This is a genomic window from Comamonas sp. NyZ500 (assembly GCF_016772095.1).
Lineage (GTDB): Bacteria > Pseudomonadota > Gammaproteobacteria > Burkholderiales > Burkholderiaceae_C > Comamonas > Comamonas thiooxydans.
In genome coordinates, this window is record NZ_JAEIJE010000015.1 from 22,699 (window position 1) to 43,406 (window position 20,708).

Genomic DNA, 20,708 nt, shown 5'->3' on the forward strand with positions numbered 1-20,708 from the left:
GCCTCAGGTTTCACATGCGAAAAGCGAATGTGAAAACTCGTTTTTCTTCGTTGGTTGATTCAGGCGTTCGACCTATGGTTGAGGTCAATGATCAACTAACAAGGAATACACATGAGCGCTCAGTTCATCGGCATGATTCAGCCCCATGAAGTATCGGAAATCATTGCCAGGCGCGGTCCTGCCATAAATCCCGCTTATGTTCGTGCATCTGCCCAGGCCCACGAGTACGCGGGCTTTGACCGTATTCTGGTGCCTGCCAGCGGCAGCAGTCCAGATACGTTGCTGACGGTCAACTATGCCGCAGCTGCAACAAAAAATATTAACTTTCTGCTGGCACATCGCCCAGGCTTTGTCGAACCTACGTTGGCGGCTCGCCAGTTGGCGACTCTGGACCACTACACCGGTGGTCGGGTTGCGGTGCACATCATCTCGGGCGGCTCCGATGAAGACCAGCAGCGTGATGGCGACTTCTTGAGTCATGACGAGCGCTATGCGCGAACCGATGAGTACCTAGGTTTGCTGCGCCGTGTCTGGGGCGAAGACAAACCGTTTGATCACGAAGGGCGCTACTACCGCGCCAAGGGTGTGTGGTCTGAAGTCAAGCCTTTGCAGCAACCTCATATTCCGATCTACTTTGGCGGAGCTTCAGCACCTGCGCTGGAGGTTGCAGGTCGCCATGCCAATCTCTATGCGTTGTGGGGCGAGTCTTTGGCTCAGGCGGGTGATCTGGTGCAGCGTGTAAGAGCCGCTGCAGCGCTCCATAAACGTGAGATCGATTTCAGCATTTCGTTCCGACCTATTTTGGGTGCGACGGAAGCCGAAGCCTGGGATCGTGCACAGCATATTCTTGAGACTACAAGGCACTTGCGTTCCGAGCAAAGCTATGCCCGTGGTGGCCCACAGCAAAGCGAGGGTGCACGTCGTTTGTTGGCCGATGCAGCCAACGGCGACCGTGTGGATGAGCGCCTATGGACGGCGATTGCCCGTGAAACAGGTGGGCGCTCCAACACCACATCGCTGGTGGGCACGGCCGAGCAAGTGGCCGATGCGCTGATCAAGTACTACGACTTGGGTATTCACACCTTCTTGATTCGAGGCTTTGATCCTTTGCCAGATACCTTGGCCTATGGGCGTGAGCTGCTGCCTCTGGTGAAGGACAAGCTTGCAAGCAGCAAACGGGTGAGCGTTGCGGTCACCCATTCATCGCCAGCCTTGCAAGCCCTGGCGGCTTGAAACTCTTTTTGAAGAAATCGAACTGTCTATGTCTACTGTTATTGCCTTGTCCGAGCAAGTGCTCAGTCAGCGACTGGAGATTAACGCCCACCCCCGTCGACAAGACTGGTTTGAAGAGCCTGCGCCGCAGCGCGGCATCCTGCAAGAGCGTCAATATCGTCGTGAGCAACTTGCAATTGCTTTTCGATTGTTCGCACGCCACGGCTTGCATATAGGCCTGGCCGGCCATATTACGGCCCGTGACCCCGAGTGGAGTGACCATTTCTGGGTCAATCCATTAGGCATCAACTTCTCGCAAATTCGTGTTTCGGATCTATTGCTAGTCAACTCTGCCGGAGAAATTGTGGTGGGCAAAGGGCCGCTGAACCGTGCAGCGTTTGCGATTCATGCAGCCCTGCATGAGGCGCGTCCCAATATCGTGGCTGCGGCGCACACCCATTCCACCTATGGCAAGGCATGGTCCACCTTGGGGCGCTTGCTAGACCCATTGACCCAGGATTCATGCGCGTTCTACCAAGATCATGCGCTGTTTGACGATTATTCCGGGGTGGTGCTTGAGACCGATGAGGGCGAACGCATTGCCAAGGTGCTGGGAGAGCGCAAGGCGGTGATTCTCAAGAATCACGGTATCTTGACAGCGGGTCCATCGGTCGAAGCTGCGGCTTGGTGGTATATCGCACTAGAGAATGTTTGCCACACACAGTTGCTTGCAGAAGCGGCAGGCACACCGCAACCCATACCGCACGAGATTGCTGCATTGACGCATTCGCAAATTGGTGGCCCTGGTGGTGCTTATCACACCTTCCGCGATTTGGCAGCCGTTATTGTGCGTGAGCAGCCGGAGGTGCTGCAATGAACGCGCCGTTGAAATTACCGGAGCTGGTGCGTAGCCTGTCAGCTGATTTTGCGCAGCGTGCGGCTGCGCATGATAGGGATGCGAGCTTTCCTTTTGAGAATTTCTCGGATCTGCATCAAGCGGGCTTGCTGACCTTGGCCGCTCCCATCTCGCTTGGTGGGCAGGGGGCCACATTGGCGCAGCTCAGTGATGTGATTGGAGCGATTGGTAAGGGCGATCCTGCTACGGCACTGGTGCTGATCATGCAGTTCACTCAGCACCGCAGTTTGGGGCGCGTGGGTAATCGTTGGCCCAAAGCTTTGGCGCAAAAAGTAGTGCGTGAGGCCGCGGAGAAAGGGGCGTTGATCAACGCCTTGCGTGTGGAGCCTGAGTTGGGATCTCCTGCGCGTGGAGGTCTGCCTGCGACCATTGCACGCCAAACACCGGAGGGGTGGCGAGTCTCGGGGCGCAAGCTGTACTCAACAGGTGCGCCGATTCTGAGCTGGTATGCACTATGGGTGCGTACCGATGAGGCCGAGCCTAGAGTTGGCTATTTGCTGGTTCCTGCGGGGCTGGCCGGTACACGTATTGAAGAGACGTGGGACCACCTGGGTTTGCGCGCCAGTGGCAGCCATGATGTGGTGTTTGAAGATGTGCTGGTGCCTTTCGAGAATGCAGTGGATTTGCGTCTTCCGGCCGAATGGCTTGGTGCAGATCCCCAGGCGCAGGCAGAGATTGCTGTGCTGATCTCAGCGCTTTATACGGGTGTGGCCGAGGCCGCACGAGATTGGTTGCTGGGTTTCTTGCATGCACGCAAACCGTCTTCTTTGGGGGCTTCTTTGGCGACCTTGCCGCGTGCCCAAGAAATTGTTGGTCGTATAGAAAGTTTGTTACTGACAAATCAGCGCTTGATCGCTGGACTGGCCAGAGGCCAGGACGATGGTGTATTTCCATCAGCGAACGAAGCAGGGCTGATCAAGAGCGTGACTACCAATAATGCTGTGCAGGCGGTCGAGTTGGCCCAGTCGCTGACCAGCAACCATGGGCTGACACGGCATAACCCCTTGGAGCGCCATTGGCGTGATGTGCTGTGCGGTCGTATCCATACGCCTCAAGACGATAGCGTGTGGATTACCGTGGGGCGCAAGGCCCTGGGGATTTGATCATGGGCGCAATGACAGACGCACCCGCCTTGGCGCCTTCGCTGCGCCAAGCCGTCGTGCTTAATCAGTTGGGTAGTGCGGTTTTGTCCGCATCTACCGGTGTGCAGGTTCTGGATGCGGGCCAAGATTTGGCCTGGGAGCGTTGTCACGAGGCCGATGTGTTGCTGACGGCTCCACGTAGTGGATGGCGCGATGCCCCTAAAGAAAAGCCGGCAGGCTGGCCAGGGCGTCTGCGTTGGGTGCATCTGGCTTCGGTTGGCATCGATTATTTTCCCGCTTGGTTGTTTGAGGGTGTTCAAGTCAGTTGTGCGCGTGGTGTGGCGGCTGAGCCTATTGCCGACTACGTGCTTTCTGTACTGCTGGAGCAGTCTTTGGCGTTGAATGCGCGCCGTGCGAAAAACGCTGCGGCTTGGGAACGGCAATCGACTTTGGTGATCTCCCAGCCCATGAGGCTGCTTGCAGAGCAAACACTGGGTATTGTGGGTTACGGTGCCATAGGTAAGGCGGTAGCCCAACGTGCAAAAGCATTTGGCATGACGGTGCAGGCTTTGCGCAATGGAAAAGGATCTGCGCAGTTGACTGAGGATGGAACATCCTATGCCAAAGACCTGTCTCAATTGCTTGCTAGCAGTGACCATGTGGTGTTGGCTTTGCCGTTAACGGCGGAGAGCAGGGGATTGATCAATGCCGATGCATTGGCGTATTGCAAGCCGGGCCTGCATCTGATCAATGTGGCTCGTGGGGGCTTGGTAGACCAAGATGCACTCAAAGTTGCGCTGGATTCAGGTCTGCTCGGCGCAGCCAGCCTGGATGTGACCGAGCCTGAACCTCTGCCAGAAGACCATTGGCTCTACAGCCACGAGAAGGTCAGGCTCACCCCGCATATTTCTTGGGCCGCAGGCGATGTGCAAGCTGCGACCCGGGACAAGTTTGCCGAGAATCTCCAACGTTATCGGAGCTCCCAAGCTCTGTTTGATGTGGTGGATCTCAGCAAGGGCTACTGAGTTGTCTCACCGTTTTTCGCATAAGCATCTGCGAATTAATCGCTTCACCTAAAGCAACTTGACTGCTGCAATGGTTCTTGTATTTCAGACATCACAAGGACGGTTATGCAAAGAAGACAATTCCATCAAGTGCTAGGCGCTGTTTTTGCGGGTTCCAGCTTGTTGGGCGCTTCAAGTGTGGGGGCGCAAGGCAATCGCGTGCAACTGCGTGCAGGCGATCAAAAAGGCGGGTTGAAAGCCTTGCTGGATGCGGCAGGTGAGACCAAGGATTTGCCCTATGACATCAAGTGGAGTGAGTTCCCGGCAGCCGCACCTTTGGCGGAGGCGTTAAATGCCCGGGCCATTGATTTCGGCATTATTGGCGATGCACCCTTGTTGTTTAGTCTGGCGGCGGGCAGCGCTGCCAAGGCATTTGCCGCACAGCGCTCTGATGCCTATGGCACCGCCATTTTGGTGCGCCCAGATTCAGCATTCAAATCCGTCAACGACCTTAAGGGCAAAAGCATTGCCACGAATCGTGGCTCGATCGGACATTTTGTAGCGCTCAAAGCCTTGGATGCAGCAGGGCTGCCACTGGACTCCGTTCAGTTCAAATTCATTCCGCCAGCCGATGCCAAGCTGGCGCTGACACAAGGCGCGGTGGATGCGTGGGCAACTTGGGAGCCATATACAGCTTTGGCGGAAACTAGCCAGCATGCACGCGTACTGGTGAATGGACGAGGGCTGTGGAGTGGCCTGAGCTTTTTGGCTGCTACCGATGTAGCTCTAAAAGAAAAGCGTGAAGCCCTGCAGGACTTCAAACAGCGTGTCGCCAGAGCACAAATCTGGTCTTACAAAAATGCAGATGCTTATGGACAATCGCTGGCCAAAATCATTGGCATTCCCGTGGCTGCAGCAACTCTGCAATTTGAGCGTAGAGCCATGCGTTGGCAAGATATTGATGCCGCAGTCATTGCTGACCAGCAGCGCACCGCGGATTTTTATGTGAAAGCACGGTTACTCAAGCAAAAGCTGGAGGTTGAGACGACCTTTGATAAGAGCTTTAGGTTCCTTTGACTCGGGCTGGGATTTATCAAAAATTCTGATGTCAGAAACTGGACCTCCCATTCGCGCCCTCGTGCTGAACGGTGCTACTTCTGGCCGAACGCTGCTATAACAGGCTGAGGTAGTCGGTTCAATGAGAACGCCCAATTCGACCCGTTTCTCACGGTGGGTATCGATTGACGGGAATATTTGCTCTATTGGATACATCCAATGTGTAGATCCATTGATTGCGAAGGAGTGAATCATGGGCATAGAGCACAGCAAAATCCTCGGACGCGAAGAGGTTGCACAGGGCACGATGGCATTCCATCTCGCCAAACCGGCGGGATTTGATTTCCGCCCTGGACAGGCGTTTGAAATCCAGCTACCGGGCGCGGTCCCAGGGGAGAGCAAAGAGGAGCGATGTCACGCATTCTCCATCGTCAGCGCGCCGCACGAGAGTGAATTGGTGTTTGCCACGCGTATGAGGGACAGTGTTTACAAACGCGCTTTGCTAGCTCTGCCAGTAGGTGCTGAGCTGGATATCGATGGGCCATTTGGTTCGCTTACCTTGCACAAAAACACGGCGCGAGCGGGTGTGCTCATCGCCGGTGGGATTGGCGTGACGCCGTTCATGAGCATGCTTCGAAACGCTGCAATGCAGCAGTCACAGCAGGATTTGCTTCTGCTGTACTCCAATCGTCGTCCAGAAGATTCGGCGTTTCTCTCTGAGCTTCAAGCTCTCGAAAAGAAGAATCCAAAATTCCGGCTCAAGGCCACCATGACGGATATGGCGCACTCTGCCGTGGATTGGAGTGGTGATACACAAACGATTGATAAAGAGTGGCTCCAGCAGGCCATTGAGGGCTTGGCTAATCCGATCTTTTATGTTGCTGGCCCACCTTCCATGGTGGCGGCAATGCAGCAGTTGCTGTTATCAGCCGGCATTGATGAGGACGATGTGCGTAGTGAGGAGTTCTTTGGATATTGAACTGGCAGACTTTCCCCCTTGATCAGGGTGAGTCTGCCATGACGCATTTGGATGCAGCCGCTTGACATACCTCGCCAGGCTCTTACCAGTGCAGATAGAACATGGCCTTGGCCAGCAAGACAATGACCAGCACATGGCAGAACACGCTCAGATGCAATCGGTGCGAGCGTCGTCCATTAAGTTGTCCTTGGCGGCGCCACCACATGGCGCTGGCGAAGTGCGCAAGCACGCTAAGCGCCAGCGCAATCTTGAGCACCATCAGCATGCCTGTACTGCTGGCCAATGGGTGCGCCAGTACCGAGCGGTGCTGCCAGGCCAAGCCTGCTCCCGCAGAATACAGCACTAGCAACACCCAGGGCATGACGGTGGTCGCGCGTGTCCCCAGCGCCTGCTCCACGGGGAGCATGTGCTGCTGCGGCACTCGGCTGTGCACATTGGCCAGCAGCACGACTTCGAAGAACACTGTGCCTGCAAACGCCACGGCGGCCAGCAGGTGTAGTGTGATCAGCAGGCCATAGCTCATGTCTGGGCCTTCTCTCTTGACAGTCGTATGGCAGGAATCAACGGCACTGCGCTGACAGACGTTGGCGGTATCAGGTCCGCAAGAGTGAATCCATCTAGATGCGCCATGAAGCTGTGCAAAGCTCCCTGCAACATGCCTGCGAGGCGGCAGTTGCCGGTCAGCGTGCACCGGTTGTCGTTGCCAAAGCATTCCACCAGCGTGAAGTCGGACTCTAGTCCACGTATCACTGTACCGATATGGATTTGCTGAGGTTCACGGGCGAGGCGCATGCCGCCTCCCTTGCCACGTACCGTCTCGATCCAACCCTGCAGGGCCAGTTGATGCGTCACTTTCATCAGATTTGCCTCGGAAATGCTATAAGCCTGCGCAACCTCGGAAATCGTGCACAGGCGCTCTGGCCGCTGGGCCACATGCATGAGCAGCCGCAGCGCATAGTCGGTCATCAGGGTTAGACGCATTGAGTGATCTCGTTCAAACAGATTTTCTGGACTTGCTGGCGACATGTCCTGGGGGTTGAGCCGCTGAGAGTCCAGCTGGTGGCAGGCGCGGCCGAATCAGCAAGGGCGCAAATCGCCACAGGTACAAAGCAAAGGCCAGCACCCATGCAAGCGCCGAGGCATGCAGCGCGGCTTGAGGGAGCACCCCGGGCAGAAGTGCCAGCAGGCGCAGCAAAGCGGCGGCAAGCACCAGCACATACATGACCACGATGCTCCCATCGGCGCGCAATGGTCGCCCCAGATGGCCCAAAGCCGTACGTGTCACCATGCCGATTATCAGCACCGCAAAGCCGGCCACACCGATCACATGGACCGGCCAGGCCAAGCGCAGTACCCAGCCGCTCGCCTGGAACGCTGCCACCAGCAGGCCCGTGCCCAAGGCCGCATGACCCAGATACAGAATCCACAGCAACGGCACCTGACGCACAGCCCAGGGTTTCCAGGCCAGCACCTGCCATAGGGTGATTAGTCCCGTGACGGCCAATGCGGTCACCATACCCGACACCCATCCCAGCAACAGGCAGACAATGCCAAGCACGCCAGCCCAGAGTTGCCACTGCCCGCTGGCCGTATGCATGGGAATCTGCAGATCCGTCACTGCCCGCATTGCGAAGAATGGAATAACGCGCCGCGCAACCAGTAGTGCAATCACAGCCATGCACAGCAGCCCTGTATAAAGGTAATGCATCAGCGTTGCGTAGTCGCTGCCTTGCCATACCGAGCGCAGAAAGAGTGCATCGGCCACGCCCAGGCCTGACAGCAGCAGCGGCAGGCCGTAATTGTGCCGGCTGCGTGCTGCATAGATCACCCGGCCCAGCACTACGGCAGCGGCGGCGAAAAACAGCAGTTCACACACAACGGCAAAGGCAAAAGCTGTATCACCCACCACCAGGAAACCCACGCGCGCCAGCAGCCACAGTACGCACAACCCGCCCAGCGCCCGGCCCTGAATAGGGTTGCTTCCAGTCCAGTTACTAGCCGCCGTGAGCAGAAAGCCCACGGCAATCGTCGCCACAAAGGCCCACAACATCTCGTGCGCATGCCACTGCACGCCGCCCAAACGCCCCGCAAGCCACTGTGGCGCGAACACCCACAACGCGACCGACACCGCAGCCCACAGACAGCCGGCCATGTACAAGGGCCTGAAGCCAAGCTCCAGTAAGGCTTTCCACTGGGGTGCAGGAGCCTTGGGCTGGGGCACAGACCCCATTGGCTCCTCGATCTGCAGCAGCTCAGACATGGCTCACCACCGCCGGTAGTGCCTTGGGATCACGGCTCATCTGGTAGCCCGACCACAGGCTCTGTGCAATACGGCGCGCCGCCTGCCACGCTTGATCGGCCATTGCGCGGTTGGGTTGCTCGGCCAGCGTGATCTCGAACAGGCCCAGCCAGCGCTCAAACAGCTCCAGGCTTAGACCCGGTAGCGCAGCATGCTTGGGCATAGGGGCCCCTGAAAAGCGTGCTGTGCGTCGCAAAATGGCCGACCAGAAATTCACCAGTTTGGTCAGATGATGGTCCCAGTCCGCTATACGTGCATCGAAGATGGGGCCGAGCACCTCGTCCTGGCGTATTCGCGCATAGAAGGAGTGCACCAGGCTGACGACTTCCTCTTCAGTGCAAAGCTCATGAATCCTCATTGCACAATTCCTTTCGCTGTCGTTACTGCACATAAGATTCATTAATTATGTATCTTATAACTGGGCATGTCTCTAGGTGCATGGTGTTGTTGCATAAATCAGCACCGGGCCAGACTACCCCTGACCCCAGACGTGGCTATGCCACAGTCACCGCTTGCGGGCAGCCCAGCTCAGTGAACCGATTGAAAAATAGCGGCGCGGATATGAAGCTCTTTGACCTGCCGCTCGAACGTACGTGACATCACCTGTTCACCGAGTCGCTTGATGCAGTGGCTTTTGGTCTCCACCAGGCTGCATCGGTGATACCCACTCTAGCTCTTGCATCGTTTGCGCCCGAAGCGCCTGCAGGCGGCGATAGCCGCATTGCGATAAGCGCCCGTATCCTTCCCTTTTGGCATAAGAGCGGCTAACACCACCGATCCACGAAGCGTGCACAGATAATCGCCGCGGCCAGTTTCAGCAACGCTTCGTGGATGTCCAGTCGCCTTTCAAAGCGAATGCGCAGCTTGCCAAAGCCTGCAAACTATCCGGGTGTTCTCTCCACGACCCAGCGATGTATGCCCAGCTTTTCGCTGCAATCCTGCTGGCGATACCGCGCTGCCTCAAGTAAGCACGGCAGCGTTTGTAGTCGTAGCCTTTGTCGGCGTGCAGCTTCGCCGGTCGCTTGCGTGCCCGCCCCAGCAGGCCTGCAATAGCTGGAATCGCATCCATGCACTTCTCGAACATCATGGAGTGGCACCGCTGACGAGGAGCACCAACGGGATGCCTCTGACATCTACAACGAGGTGTCGTTTGGAGCCGAGCTTGCCTCTATCGGTGGGGTTGGGGCCCGTTTCCTGGCTCTCCGGGGGCTTGGTACCGATGAGCCATCGATGCTGGCCCGGCTCCAATCAATCTGGTCATGTTCGCGCAGTCGCACCAGCATCGCCAGATGCAATTTCTGCCAGACGCCGTTGGCCTTCCAATCACGTAAGCGCCGCCAGCAAGTCATGCCGCTGCCATACCCCAAAGCTTGAGGTAGGTCTTCCCATGCAATGCCGGTGTGCAGAACAAGCAAGATGCCATTGAGGGCAACTTCATCACTGATGGTGCGCTTACGACGTCCTCCTTTGCGTGAGGCAACGAATGGCGGGATGAGGGGTTCGAGTTGTGATCGGGGCACGAGGCATACGGCTGCGAAGCATAGATGCTTCGCAGCCCTTCAACGGAAAGTAGTGTTAGCTGCTCTTAGCTGCAGTTTTCACAAACACGGGGTTCGAATAGAACCACAGGTCGCTGTAGTTGCGTGCATTGATCTTATTGAAGCGCGCCACATGGTCGGTGCCGTCATCGATTTTCAGATCGGGCAGCGGTTCGCCATTAGCGGTTTCTCCGGTTACGTCGGTGCCCAGATTAGTGCCGCGCAGACGGAAATACTGATCGCCCGTAGCTTTCACCGTAGTGGTCATCGTGTAGTAGCCCTCGGAGTCGAGCTTCCAGTCCGCACGGGTAAAGCGTTTGAGAACGCGGGTCGATGGATTGGTGGCTTCATCGTAGCCAGGTGTGCCCGGGGTCTTGCGGCCGGTGACATTACCCACGATTAGGTCGATATGGTCCACCACGGGCTTGACGTTGGCATACTGCCCGCTGCCCAGTTGGTATTCGAAATTGTTGCGCGCAGGGCTCTTGAAGCGGATGGTGATGCTCAGCTCTTCGCCGCTTTGTGCCGACACTTCAGAGCCCATTTCGCCCGTAGCCTTGCTGCCTTTCACCTTGAAGTCCAGCCCATTGATCAGATCGCCATACACGGCAAATAACTTGCCATTGCGCAGCGTGGTCAGCAGTGATTGCGGGTCCTTGATATCGCCCCACAGGTAGTTCTTGGCATATTCGCCCGGCGCGTAGCCACTGCTGTATTTGCCTTGCGACATGGTGAAGTGGTAGTCCGAGTCGGCTACATTCCAGATGCGGCGGCCTTCAGACAGCAGCGCATCCCAGGCTCCCCCCAATTTGGCCACCATATAGTCCACACCGCCATAGGTGCGGGAAGGCAGGTTTGCGTCGATATAGTCGCTCGTGTAACCACCTCGGTCCGGTTCCATTTGGTTGCCCACCATGCCTTCGAGGGTAAAGACAATGTCGGGGGCCAGATCATTCATCTCACGCAACTGGGCAATTGTGTACTTGCCAGGGTTACGCGATGGGTGGTTGATCTGCAGATAGCTGGTGCTAGGGTAGTTTTTCTTGAGCCAGGCAATCGCGGCCATGGCTTCGACATGGGTGTTGTAGCCCGTGCCGGCCTTGGGGCCCCAGGCCGCTACATCTTCGGGCTTGAACAGTGCCGCATCGCGGTTGGTGAACAGATATTCGAACTGGTTGGCGGCCTTGAGCGCATCGGTCGACATGGGGTTGTCGGTCAGAATGCCGACGTTGCCGTGGTCATGCGAAGGCATGTCCCATTCAAAGGACGAGAAGATCACTTTGTCGGCGTACTTGCCTTGGGCTTGCAGTTCCTTGATGCGCGGCACCTGGAACTTGGCCATGGCTTCGGACATGGGAATCTGCGGGTTCAGACGGTTGCCGTTATTGTCCCAACTGGTCAGGCGAAGGTGATCGGACAGCGTAGCCCAGTCCAAACCAAAGCGGTCAAAAGCCGAGGCCAGCACTTTGTCCAAGGTGTTCACCTGCTGCGCATCGTCGGACTGCATCGTGTGCACATGCAAATCACCAGTGGTCCAGCGGCCTTGTACTACCGGTGGTTGGGGCGTGGTGGGGGCAGAATCAGAATCGTTGGAACCTCCGCATGCGACCAGCACGGCGGTGCTGAGAATGAGTGTGGCGGAGGCAATGGCAACGCGATTGAGAGCGAAGCCGGGGGATGCAGTTTTCATGACAACGAACACAAAGGGGCAAGGCTTTGAAGCCTATCCAGATGGGATGCGGGATGGTGGAAACCCTTAATGTCAACCTATGCTGTGACTACACGATGACAGTTGTGTTGGTGTGCTGGAGTAAAAATGGATGAAAACTCTTTCTTGGGCGTTGTTTACTGCAGCGCAGCCAGTGAGGCTGGATAAAGTTTATGGATGCTTGAGGCGTCTTGTTAGCCGCAATCTACGATTTGCGTGGGTGGCGTTAGCTGTTCTTAGAGTGGCTCACACCACTTAGGCGGTGCCTGCGCGACTGGAATGCCACTGGTGTCTGGGAGCAGTTACACCAGGCCATGTTGGCTCGCTTGCGTGAACATGATCAGATTGATTGGAGCAGGACCAGCGTTGATGGCTCCTCGGTACCAAGCCCCCGAGGTTTAGGAAACGGAGCCCAACTCCACGGACAGAGGCAAGCTTGGCTCCACGCGACACATTGTTGTAGACGCCAGAGGCATCCCGCTGGTGATCTTGGTCAGCAGTGCAAACAGACATGACTCCAAGATGTTTGAGGCGTGCGTGGACGCGATTCCTACGATTTCAGGCTTGGCAGGGCGTCCCCGTAAAAGGCCGGCGAAGCTGCACGCCGACAAGGGCTATGACTACAAGCGTTGCCGACAGTACCTGAGGTGGTAAGGCATCGCTGGCCGCATTGGCAGACGGGGGATTGAAAGCAGCGAGCGGCTGGGCAAGCACCGGTGGGTGGTGGAGAGGAGGCATAGCTGATTTGCAGGATTTGGCAAGCTGCGAATCCGCTTTGAACGACGGTTGGATATCCACGAAGCGCTGCTGAAATTGGCGGCGGCGGCCCTCTGCGCACGCTTCGTGGCTCGGTGGTGTTAGCCAATGAAATGGACGTCCCTCCTTCACCCGAGCACAGTAAGCGCTCTGCCACAACCGGGGTGCAGCCTTCATTTACCACCAGGAGTCCACCATGCAAGCAGACGATTCTGCGGCTGTCGAGCATGACACGTCCTACGAAGTTCGGATCGCTGACATCCTGGCCCAGCCCGCACACGCCTTATTTCTTGAGCAGTGGCTTGTTGTCGGACATGACATCGGGTGCACCCAGCAGCACCGAGAAGCCGTATCGACCAATGGAGCGCGGGAGTCTCCTTTGTGGCTGCTCTTGTGGCCGACGCAGCCTTGTGAGCCCTGGTCCTGCCAACCTTGCTCTTAGCACGCGGTAGTGAGCACGGCTAGTTGGCCGAGGCCCAAGCATGTAGCTAGACCAACCCTATCACCGCATTGCTGGCTCCGCGAGCTAGCACCCGGGAGAACGATTGGCACATTCCTGCGAAAGTATCCGCGCTGGTACTGAGCAGGCTGTCGCTGCGGTAGATCAGGCAGTTGTCGAAGGTCGGCGGCGGCTCCTCTATGGGCAGGGCCACAACATCGTTGCCCAGCAAATTGTTGTCCATCATAGCTATGGGCACCATGGCCAGCCAGTCCGTGCCTCGAAGCAGGGGCGTGAGGTGGGAGAAGGACTCGCAGGTGGCGGCCACGCGCGGCATGGACAGGCCTTGCTCGGTATGAAAGCGCAGTACGGTTCCCCCGGGGCCGCCGGGCGGGCCCAGCAGCACCCACTCCTGGCCTTGCAAGGCTTTGAGGCGGCATGCCCCGGCCAGGGGGTGACCGCGCCTGGCTATCACCACCAGGGCGCTGCGAAACAGCCTGCGCACTTCAAAGCCCGCGGCTACGCCGGTATCGGGCACGGCGGTGACTGCCAGTTGTATGCGCGACTGCTGTAACTCGGGCAGCAATTGCTCGTAAAAGCCGCTGAACAAGCGCAACTGCACTGAGGGAAAGCGTCGGTGGAACTCGGGAACCACCAAGTGCAGCAAAACTGCCGTGGGCGTGGGCCCCAGGCCAATGGCCAGGCTGCCGCCCTCGGCAGTGAGGGCCTGGCGCGCATCCTCCTCGGCCTTGTAGGCCTCGCGCGTAATGAGCTTGGCGCGCGGCAGCAGCCTCTCGCCCTCGGCTGTCAGTGCAACGCCTTGCACCGAGCGGCGCAGCAGTTGCACGCCCAGCGTGGCTTCCAGCGCCTTGAGGCTGGTCGTGATCCCGGCCTGTGAAATATCCAGCTGGCGCGAAGCCGCCCTGAAGCCGCCGAACTCTACCACGGCCAAAAAAACTCTCAACTGTTGCAGCGTCATGGCCTTTTCCGATAAGAAAACCTGATCACTATAAGCCTCTCCTGGCTTATCTGGCGCAGCGCTTGTCCATACGATCGACTACGCAAAAACACTTTTCGCCATCTCATTTAATTCAGAAATTCCAAAGTGAAAACACAGGTTGCAATCATTGGAGGCGGGCCCGCCGGATTACTTTTGTCCCATTTGCTGTACCAGGCCGGCGTGGACAGCGTAGTGCTGGAGCACCGCAGTCGCGCCCAGGTTGAGGCACGCATACGCGCAGGTGTGCTCGAGCAGGGCACAGTCGATCTGTTGCGCAGTTGCGGTCTGGGCGAGCGCATGGACAAAGAAGGCCATTTGCACGACGGAATGAAAATCGCCTGGGCCGGCCAGGAGAGCTTCTTCATTGATGTGCGCAAGCACCTGGGTCAGCGCTTCATGGCCTATGGCCAGACCCAGATTCAGGAGGACTTGCATGCGGCCAGTGATGCACGCTCGGCGCGCATACTGCATGAGGCCATGAACATAAGCTTGCATGATGTGGACGGCCAGGCGCCTTTCGTCACCTTCGAGCACAAAGGCCGCGCACAACGACTGGACTGCGAGTTCATCGGGGGCTGTGACGGCTTTCACGGCGTCTCACGCAAGAGCATTCCCGCCGATGTGCTGCGCGAGTTCGAGAAAGTCTATCCGTTTGGCTGGCTGGGCATTCTGTCTGAGACGCCGCCGCTGGACGACATCGTCTACGCAAATCACCCGCGCGGCTTTGCTCTGGCCTCCATGCGCAACCCCATGCTGAGCCGCTACTACATACAAGTGCCCCTGGACACGCGCCTGGAAGACTGGTCGGACGAGCGCTTTTGGGAAGAACTCAAGGCCCGCTATCCCAAGGAGATGGCCGAGCGCATCGTCACCGGCCCGTCCATAGAAAAATCGATTGCCCCCTTGCGCAGCTACGTGGCCGAGCCCATGCGCCATGGCCGACTGTTCCTGGCCGGCGACGCGGCCCACATCGTGCCGCCCACGGGTGCCAAGGGACTGAACCTGGCTGTTTCAGATGTGTTCTACCTGTCCAGAGCCTTGGCCAGCTTCTATGCCACGGGCTCGGCCGAGCTCATAGACGGCTACAGCGACATGGCGCTGCGCCGCGTCTGGGCCTCGGTGCGCACCTCCTGGTATCTGACCAATCTGCTGCACCGCTTTCCGGACAGTTCGGCCTTCGACCAGCGCGCCCAGGAGTACGAGCTCGAATACTTGCGCGGCAACCCCTCGGCCCAGTTGGCCTTGGCCGAGCAATACGCAGGCCTGCCGTTCGAGGAAACCGCAGGCGTAGCTGCAACTAAAGAGAAAGGAGAAGAAGCATGAAGGAGCAACTTATGGAGACAAAGGCAGCCCTGGCTGACATTCCCGGCACCTATGTCTTCGACGGTACCCAGCACCGCCAGGGCCTGAGGCTCAACCTATTTTGCAAGTCCCTGGACGACAAACACAACCGCGAGCGCTTTCGCCAAGACCCTGAGCAATATCTTGCAGACCATGCAATGTCCGATGAACAACTGGTCGCCGTACGCTCTCGCGACTGGCTGACCATGCTGAGTCTGGGCGGCAATATCTACTACCTGTTCAAGCTGGCCATCTTCGATGGATGGAGCATGCAGCACGCGGGAGCGGCCATGTCCGGCACGGGCATGAGCGTGGAGGAATTCCGCCAGATGATGCTCGGTGGCGGCCGGCCCATAGAGGGCTGGCGCAGCCGCAAGGAGGCTTGCCATGGCTGAGATCATTGGAGGCGTGGGCACATCGCATGTGCCTGCCATTGGCGCGGCCATTGACCATGGCAAATGCCACGAACCCTACTGGCAGCCTGTGTTTTCGGGCATGCAGGCCGCGCGTGACTGGATCGCGAAGACCCGGCCCGATGTCTGCATCATCGTCTACAACGACCATGCATCCTGCTTCGACCTGAGGCTGACGCCGACCTTTGCGCTGGGCGTGGGCGAGAAGTTCGCCCCGCATGACGAAGGCTATGGCCCCAGGCCCGTGCCCGAGGTCCAGGGCGTTCCCGAACTGGCCTGGCATATCGCCGAGTCCCTGATAGCCCAGAACTTCGACCTCACCCTGGTCAGCGAGATGAGCGTAGACCATGGACTGACCGTGCCCTTGTCGATTCTCTACGACCAGCCTTCGGTCTGGCCCTGCAAGGTGATTCCATTGTGCGTGAACGTGATACAGCACCCGCTGCCCACAGCCGCGCGCTGCCATGCGCTGGGCAAGGCCTTGCGTGTCGCCATAGAAAGCTATGCCAGCGGCCTCAAGGTCGTCGTTATCGGTACGGGCGGGCTATCGCACCAATTGCAGGGGGAGCGTGCCGGTCTGATCAACGCGGCTTATGACCAGCGCTGGCTGGACCTCTTCATACACGAGCCCGAGCGGGTTGCAGAAATCGGTGTTGCCGAGATGCTGCGCGAGACGGGCTCGGAAGGGGTGGAAGCCATCATGTGGATGGTCATGCGCGGCTGCCTCGACGCCCGAGTCAAGACCTTACACCGCTTCTACCACGTGCCCGTCTCCAACACCGCTTACGGACTCGTGGTGCTGGAAAACGAATGACTCCCTTGAGCTGTCTGCAGAGCTGGAGGGGACAGTCTGCTCGTGGGGAGCTAGTTTTTGGCACTTGGGTACTGAGTAGGCATTCCCCTGAGCAGCGAGGGCCTGCTCACACAATGCTCAGCACTGCTGAGGTCACTGAATTTCAAACAACAAGGAGGCAAACCATGTTCATCCACCTCAAACTCACACGCCGCCCGATTCTCGCAGCGCTTGCTGCCATGGCCGCACTGACCTCGCCGGCCATGGCATCTAACGTCGGTGCTTGGCCGCAAAAGCCTGTACGTGTTATTGTCAACTTTCCGCCGGGAAGTTCGCCCGATGTGGTCGCTAGGGCGATTACCGTGCCCCTGGCACAGGCCTTGGGCCAGCCTTTTGTGATCGACAACCGGTCGGGCGCTGGCGGCAGCTTGGGCGCCGATGCCGCGGCCAAGTCCGCCGCCGACGGCTATACGCTGCTAGCCTCTTCAGGTAGTGCTATCTCTATAAATCCCCATGTCTATCGCAAGCTTCCTTACGACACGGAAAAGGACTTGACCCCCGTGGCCGCAGCAGCGCGCATAGAGCTGTTTTTGGTTGCGCGCGCCAATGCACCCTTCAACAACTTCGATGAGTTGGTCGCTTATGCGAGAGCCAACCCCGGCCAACTGAGCTATGGCTCGCCTGGAAACGGAACGGCTCCCCATATCGCCGGCGAAATGCTCAAGGAGCAGGCCAAGATCAACCTGCTGCATGTGCCATACCGGGGAGCTGCCAATGTGCTGCAGGACGTGCTCGCAGGACAGATCGACATTTTCTTTGACCCGGGCATTGCCATTAGCCATATTCAGAGCAAAAAACTCAAGCTGATCGCCGTGGGCAGCCTCAAGCGCTCCAGCCTGTTTGCCCAAACGCCAACACTGGATGAGCTAGGCCTCAAGGGCTTTGATGCAGGCACCAGCCATGCGTTCTATCTGCCAGCAGGAACCTCTCAGCCTATCGTCCAGCGCCTGAACCAGGAAATCAATCGCATTGTGCAAACGCCCGCGGTCACCTCCCAGATCCACGCTCTAGGGGCCGAAGTGCAGGTGCTGTCTCCAGAACGGCTGCGCACCCAAATCCGGCAGGATCACCAGCGCTTTGGCGAAGTGGTCAAGCGCCAGGGTATTCGCGCAGAATAAATGCTGGCAGGCGATGTGGATTTAAAGGCTTGGGAAGTCCATCGTGCATGCGCTCATGACTGAGCATCGCTTTGAGGTCCGCGGGTAGCCCAGCTCTACGAGCAGGTGATTGCCGAGGCCACCCGGCCGTCCATCTGAAGCCTTACGCGCAGCGCCCAGATGTCCTTGAGCTTGAACGGAGCCTTCTGCCCGACGATCTTGCCCTTGTTCCACGGCTCGCGATGAGCGGTACTACCTGTGGAACCCATGATGGTCTCCCATCGAGTTGAGGGGCACTCAGGACGCGCTGGCTTCGACTCGCCTGAGCGACTAGCGATGCTCCGCTGCCACAGCCTTATGAATGTCAGCTTCCTGGCGCAGCCATGAATTCAAGATTTCGGCCAATTGCAGAGGAGGACAGCATGAGGGAGCGGTCAATCAATGGCTGATGTCAGCTGCTGCGGACATTTAGAACACCATCACATGGTCAACTAGATACCTGCCGTCTTTTTGGACTAGAACCATCTCCGCCACGAAGTCCCCTGGTTGTTTTGTAAAGGTCTGCTTCCAGACGACCGCAACAGATTCGGGTCTCCGAAAGGCCGCAACGAACTCCCTCTTGGCAAAGAATCCCTTGGTGCTCTGATAGTCTTGGCATATCCATTCCAGTCGTTCTTTTGATAGGACGCTTTTCAAGCGATCCGTAAAGTCCTTAATGTGTCTTTCATAGTCGACGGCCGTTGACGCATCCATCAAGTTGTCCATGATCGGATTGGCAATCGACAGGATTTCGGGATCTGTTTTTTTTGACAAGTCCATATGGGAACCTTTTGAGAGTTGACGCAATTTAGATCGCATTGTTGCCGAGTCAGGCGTATGTGCAATGAGTACACATGTCTGATTGCTGAACGACTGCTACGTGGTTCTTATCTGATTGGCTGCTCAGGGTCGTTTACGGACTTAGGTTGTGCCGAGGCTCACATAAGGCTTTGCGCCAATCCCATGGCGCGATTGTCGCGGCCTCTCGCCAAAGCCCAACTCTCTTGCTCTGCAAACTCGTATTGCCCGCGCTCCTGCGGTGACTGTTCGCGGGCATATGCGCGATACCACCAGCAAACAAGCGCGTTTTTGTGCATGACATCGTATTTAAAATCAATGACTTAGGAGGTTTTATGCCATCAACTGCAGAAAGCAGGGTTGATGGTATCGACGAGGCGGATGGTATTGGCGACGCTCGGTACCATGCAAAGTGCCATCGAAACCCGCCGACTTCGTACGACCGGCTAGTTCCAGATAGAGCTAGATAGAAATGAAAAAAGCCCGCGATATCGCGGGCTTGCATGAGAAAAGGTCTAAAGCTTGCGTGTCAGTTCACGACAGCTCTTTATTCCCACTCGATGGTTGCTGGTGGCTTGGTGCTCACGTCATAGGTGACGCGGTTGATGCCGCGCACTTCGTTGATGATGCGGCCGGAGACCTTCTTGAGCAGGCCGTAGGGCAGCTCGGCCCAGTCGGCAGTCATGAAGTCGCTGGTGACCACGGCGCGCAGGGCCACGACGTAGTCGTAGGTGCGGCCGTCGCCCATAACGCCCACGCTCTTGACGGGCAGGAACACGGTAAAGGCCTGGCTGGTCAGGTCGTACCAGCTCTTGCCGGTCTTTTCGTCGATCCAGTTGTTCAGCTCTTCGATGAAGATGGCATCTGCGCGACGCAGCAGGTCGGCATATTCCTTCTTCACTTCGCCCAGAATGCGCACGCCCAGGCCGGGGCCGGGGAAGGGGTGGCGGTAGACCATGCCGCGGGGCAGGCCCAGGGCCACGCCCAGTTCGCGCACTTCGTCCTTGAACAGGTCGCGCAGGGGCTCCAGCAGCTTCAGGCCCAGTTGCTCGGGCAGGCCGCCGACGTTGTGGTGGCTCTTGATGGTGACGGCCTTCTTGCTCTTGGCGCCGCCCGACTCGATCACGTCGGGGTAGATGGTGCCCTGGGCCAGGAAGGTGGCACCCTTGGAGCCGGCGTTGGCAGCCTTGAGCTTCTCGGCTTCGGCCTTGAATACGTCCACGAACAGGCGGCCGATGATCTTGCGCTTTTGCTCGGGCTCGGACACGCCGGCCAGCTCGCCCAGGAACAGGGCGGAGGCATCGACGCGCACGACCTTGGCGTGCAGCTTGCCTTCGAACATGTCCATGACCATATCGCCTTCGTTCAGGCGCAGCAGGCCGTGATCGACGAACACGCAGGTCAGCTGGTCGCCGATGGCGCGGTGGATCAGGGCTGCAGCCACGGAGGAGTCCACGCCGCCGGACAGGCCCAGGATCACTTCTTCGTCGCCCACCTGCTCGCGGATCTTGGTCACGGCTTCTTCGATGTAGTCGCCCATGATCCAGTCAGCTTGCGTGCCGCAGATGTCGAGCACAAAGCGGTTGAGCAGTGCCTGGCCCTGCACGGTATGCGTGACTTCGGGGTGGAACTGCACGGCGTAGTAGCGACGTGCTTCGTCGGCCATGCCGGCGATGGGGCAGGACGGCGTGGAGGCCATGACCTTGAAGCCTGGAGGCAGTTCGGTGACCTTGTCGCCGTGGCTCATCCAGACCTTGAGCATGCCGTGGCCTTCGGCCGTGGCGAAGTCTTCGATGCCTTCCAGCAGCTTGGTGTGGCCATGGGCGCGCACTTCGGCGTAACCGAATTCACGGGTGTTGGAGCCTTCGACCTTGCCGCCCAACTGGGTGGCCATGGTCTGCATGCCGTAGCAAATGCCCAGCACGGGCAGGTTCAGCTCGAACACGGCGTCGGGAGCGCGGTCGTCCACTTCGTAGACGGAGGCATGGCTGCCGGACAGGATGATGCCCTTGAGCTTGCCGTCGGCGGCAAACTCGCGCACCCAGTCGCTGCTCACATCGCAGGGGTGAACTTCGCAGTAGACATTGGCCTCGCGCACGCGGCGAGCAATCAGCTGCGTGACCTGGGAGCCGAAGTCCAGAATAAGAATCTTGTCGTGTTGCATGGTGATCAAGGGCA

At 58.1% G+C, this 20,708-nt stretch carries 18 protein-coding genes and 4 pseudogenes; 11 read left to right on the top strand and 11 right to left on the bottom strand.

The features are described from left to right. Positions 1–111: 111 nt before the first annotated feature. The 6 genes from JAO85_RS19165 to JAO85_RS19190 all read left to right on the top strand — a co-directional run bounded on the left by JAO85_RS19165 (position 112) and on the right by JAO85_RS19190 (position 6,249). The gene (locus JAO85_RS19165) at positions 112–1,233 is read left to right on the top strand and encodes an LLM class flavin-dependent oxidoreductase (RefSeq protein ID WP_202788771.1); all 1,122 of its coding nucleotides are present in this window, start codon (positions 112–114) and stop codon (positions 1,231–1,233) included. Between the two features lie 28 nt (positions 1,234–1,261). Further along, a complete protein-coding gene (locus JAO85_RS19170; protein ID WP_202788772.1) occupies positions 1,262–2,089 on the top strand; it encodes a class II aldolase/adducin family protein in 828 nt (275 codons plus the stop codon). Next, on the top strand, positions 2,086–3,231 hold the full coding sequence (locus tag JAO85_RS19175) for an acyl-CoA dehydrogenase family protein (RefSeq protein ID WP_202788773.1): 1,146 nt from the start codon (positions 2,086–2,088) through the stop codon (positions 3,229–3,231). The genes JAO85_RS19170 and JAO85_RS19175 overlap by 4 nt, the downstream gene beginning before the upstream one ends. Positions 3,232–3,233: 2 nt before the next feature. Next, a complete protein-coding gene (locus tag JAO85_RS19180; protein WP_237734916.1) occupies positions 3,234–4,235 on the top strand; it encodes a D-isomer specific 2-hydroxyacid dehydrogenase family protein in 1,002 nt (333 codons plus the stop codon). A gap of 105 nt (positions 4,236–4,340) precedes the next feature. Further along, positions 4,341–5,291, top strand: a complete 951-nt coding sequence (locus tag JAO85_RS19185; protein ID WP_202788775.1) for an ABC transporter substrate-binding protein — start codon at positions 4,341–4,343, stop codon at positions 5,289–5,291. Positions 5,292–5,523: 232 nt separating this feature from the next. Further along, a complete protein-coding gene (locus JAO85_RS19190) occupies positions 5,524–6,249 on the top strand; it encodes a ferredoxin--NADP reductase (RefSeq protein ID WP_054075873.1) in 726 nt (241 codons plus the stop codon). 82 nt (positions 6,250–6,331) lie between these two features. Here JAO85_RS19190 and JAO85_RS19195 read toward each other — a convergent pair whose 3' ends face one another. From JAO85_RS19195 to JAO85_RS19225, 7 genes and pseudogenes are all read right to left on the bottom strand, one after another. Further along, positions 6,332–6,772, bottom strand: a complete 441-nt coding sequence (locus JAO85_RS19195) for a CopD family copper resistance protein (protein ID WP_202788776.1) — start codon at positions 6,770–6,772, stop codon at positions 6,332–6,334. Next, positions 6,769–7,230 (bottom strand): Rrf2 family transcriptional regulator, encoded by a 462-nt coding sequence (locus JAO85_RS19200; protein WP_202788777.1) that lies wholly within the window; start codon positions 7,228–7,230, stop codon positions 6,769–6,771. The genes JAO85_RS19195 and JAO85_RS19200 overlap by 4 nt, the downstream gene beginning before the upstream one ends. Before the next feature lie 13 nt (positions 7,231–7,243). After that, positions 7,244–8,509: an NnrS family protein gene (locus JAO85_RS19205; RefSeq protein ID WP_202788778.1), complete on the bottom strand. Its 1,266-nt coding sequence runs from the start codon at positions 8,507–8,509 to the stop codon at positions 7,244–7,246. Next, the gene (locus tag JAO85_RS19210; protein ID WP_202788779.1) at positions 8,502–8,906 is read right to left on the bottom strand and encodes a group III truncated hemoglobin; all 405 of its coding nucleotides are present in this window, start codon (positions 8,904–8,906) and stop codon (positions 8,502–8,504) included. The genes JAO85_RS19205 and JAO85_RS19210 overlap by 8 nt, the downstream gene beginning before the upstream one ends. 136 nt (positions 8,907–9,042) lie before the next feature. Next, positions 9,043–9,280 (bottom strand): annotated as a pseudogene (locus tag JAO85_RS19215) (IS5/IS1182 family transposase); the annotation flags it as partial. A 32-nt stretch (positions 9,281–9,312) separates the two neighbouring features. Next, positions 9,313–10,068, bottom strand: a pseudogene (locus tag JAO85_RS19220) (IS5 family transposase). A gap of 55 nt (positions 10,069–10,123) precedes the next feature. Continuing rightward, entirely contained in the window at positions 10,124–11,776 is a 1,653-nt protein-coding gene (locus JAO85_RS19225; protein WP_202788780.1) for an S-layer protein, read from the bottom strand. A gap of 278 nt (positions 11,777–12,054) precedes the next feature. Between JAO85_RS19225 and JAO85_RS19230 the strand changes: the two are divergent. Beyond that, positions 12,055–12,655: pseudogene (locus JAO85_RS19230) on the top strand (IS5 family transposase); the annotation flags it as partial. A gap of 383 nt (positions 12,656–13,038) precedes the next feature. On the opposite strand, the gene JAO85_RS19235 reads toward JAO85_RS19230, so the two are convergent. Next, the gene (locus tag JAO85_RS19235; protein WP_012838458.1) at positions 13,039–13,968 is read right to left on the bottom strand and encodes a LysR substrate-binding domain-containing protein; all 930 of its coding nucleotides are present in this window, start codon (positions 13,966–13,968) and stop codon (positions 13,039–13,041) included. A gap of 126 nt (positions 13,969–14,094) precedes the next feature. On the opposite strand from JAO85_RS19235, the gene pobA reads away from it, so the two are divergent. From pobA to JAO85_RS19255, 4 genes are all read left to right on the top strand, one after another. Beyond that, on the top strand, positions 14,095–15,312 hold the full coding sequence (pobA, locus tag JAO85_RS19240; RefSeq protein ID WP_202788781.1) for a 4-hydroxybenzoate 3-monooxygenase: 1,218 nt from the start codon (positions 14,095–14,097) through the stop codon (positions 15,310–15,312). Then, entirely contained in the window at positions 15,309–15,725 is a 417-nt protein-coding gene (ligA, locus tag JAO85_RS19245) for a protocatechuate 4,5-dioxygenase subunit alpha (RefSeq protein ID WP_012838456.1), read from the top strand. The genes pobA and ligA overlap by 4 nt, the downstream gene beginning before the upstream one ends. Then, positions 15,718–16,557 (top strand): class III extradiol dioxygenase subunit beta, encoded by an 840-nt coding sequence (locus tag JAO85_RS19250; RefSeq protein ID WP_202788782.1) that lies wholly within the window; start codon positions 15,718–15,720, stop codon positions 16,555–16,557. The genes ligA and JAO85_RS19250 overlap by 8 nt, the downstream gene beginning before the upstream one ends. Positions 16,558–16,721: 164 nt before the next feature. Continuing rightward, a complete protein-coding gene (locus tag JAO85_RS19255; RefSeq protein WP_202788783.1) occupies positions 16,722–17,714 on the top strand; it encodes a tripartite tricarboxylate transporter substrate binding protein in 993 nt (330 codons plus the stop codon). A gap of 119 nt (positions 17,715–17,833) precedes the next feature. On the opposite strand, the pseudogene JAO85_RS19260 reads toward JAO85_RS19255, so the two are convergent. From JAO85_RS19260 to guaA, 3 genes and pseudogenes are all read right to left on the bottom strand, one after another. Next, positions 17,834–17,962, bottom strand: a pseudogene (locus JAO85_RS19260) (integrase); the annotation flags it as partial. A gap of 199 nt (positions 17,963–18,161) precedes the next feature. After that, positions 18,162–18,512: a hypothetical protein gene (locus tag JAO85_RS19265; RefSeq protein WP_053284543.1), complete on the bottom strand. Its 351-nt coding sequence runs from the start codon at positions 18,510–18,512 to the stop codon at positions 18,162–18,164. Positions 18,513–19,077: 565 nt separating this feature from the next. Continuing rightward, positions 19,078–20,694 (bottom strand): glutamine-hydrolyzing GMP synthase, encoded by a 1,617-nt coding sequence (guaA, locus tag JAO85_RS19270; protein WP_202788784.1) that lies wholly within the window; start codon positions 20,692–20,694, stop codon positions 19,078–19,080. Between the last annotated feature and the right edge of the window lie 14 nt (positions 20,695–20,708).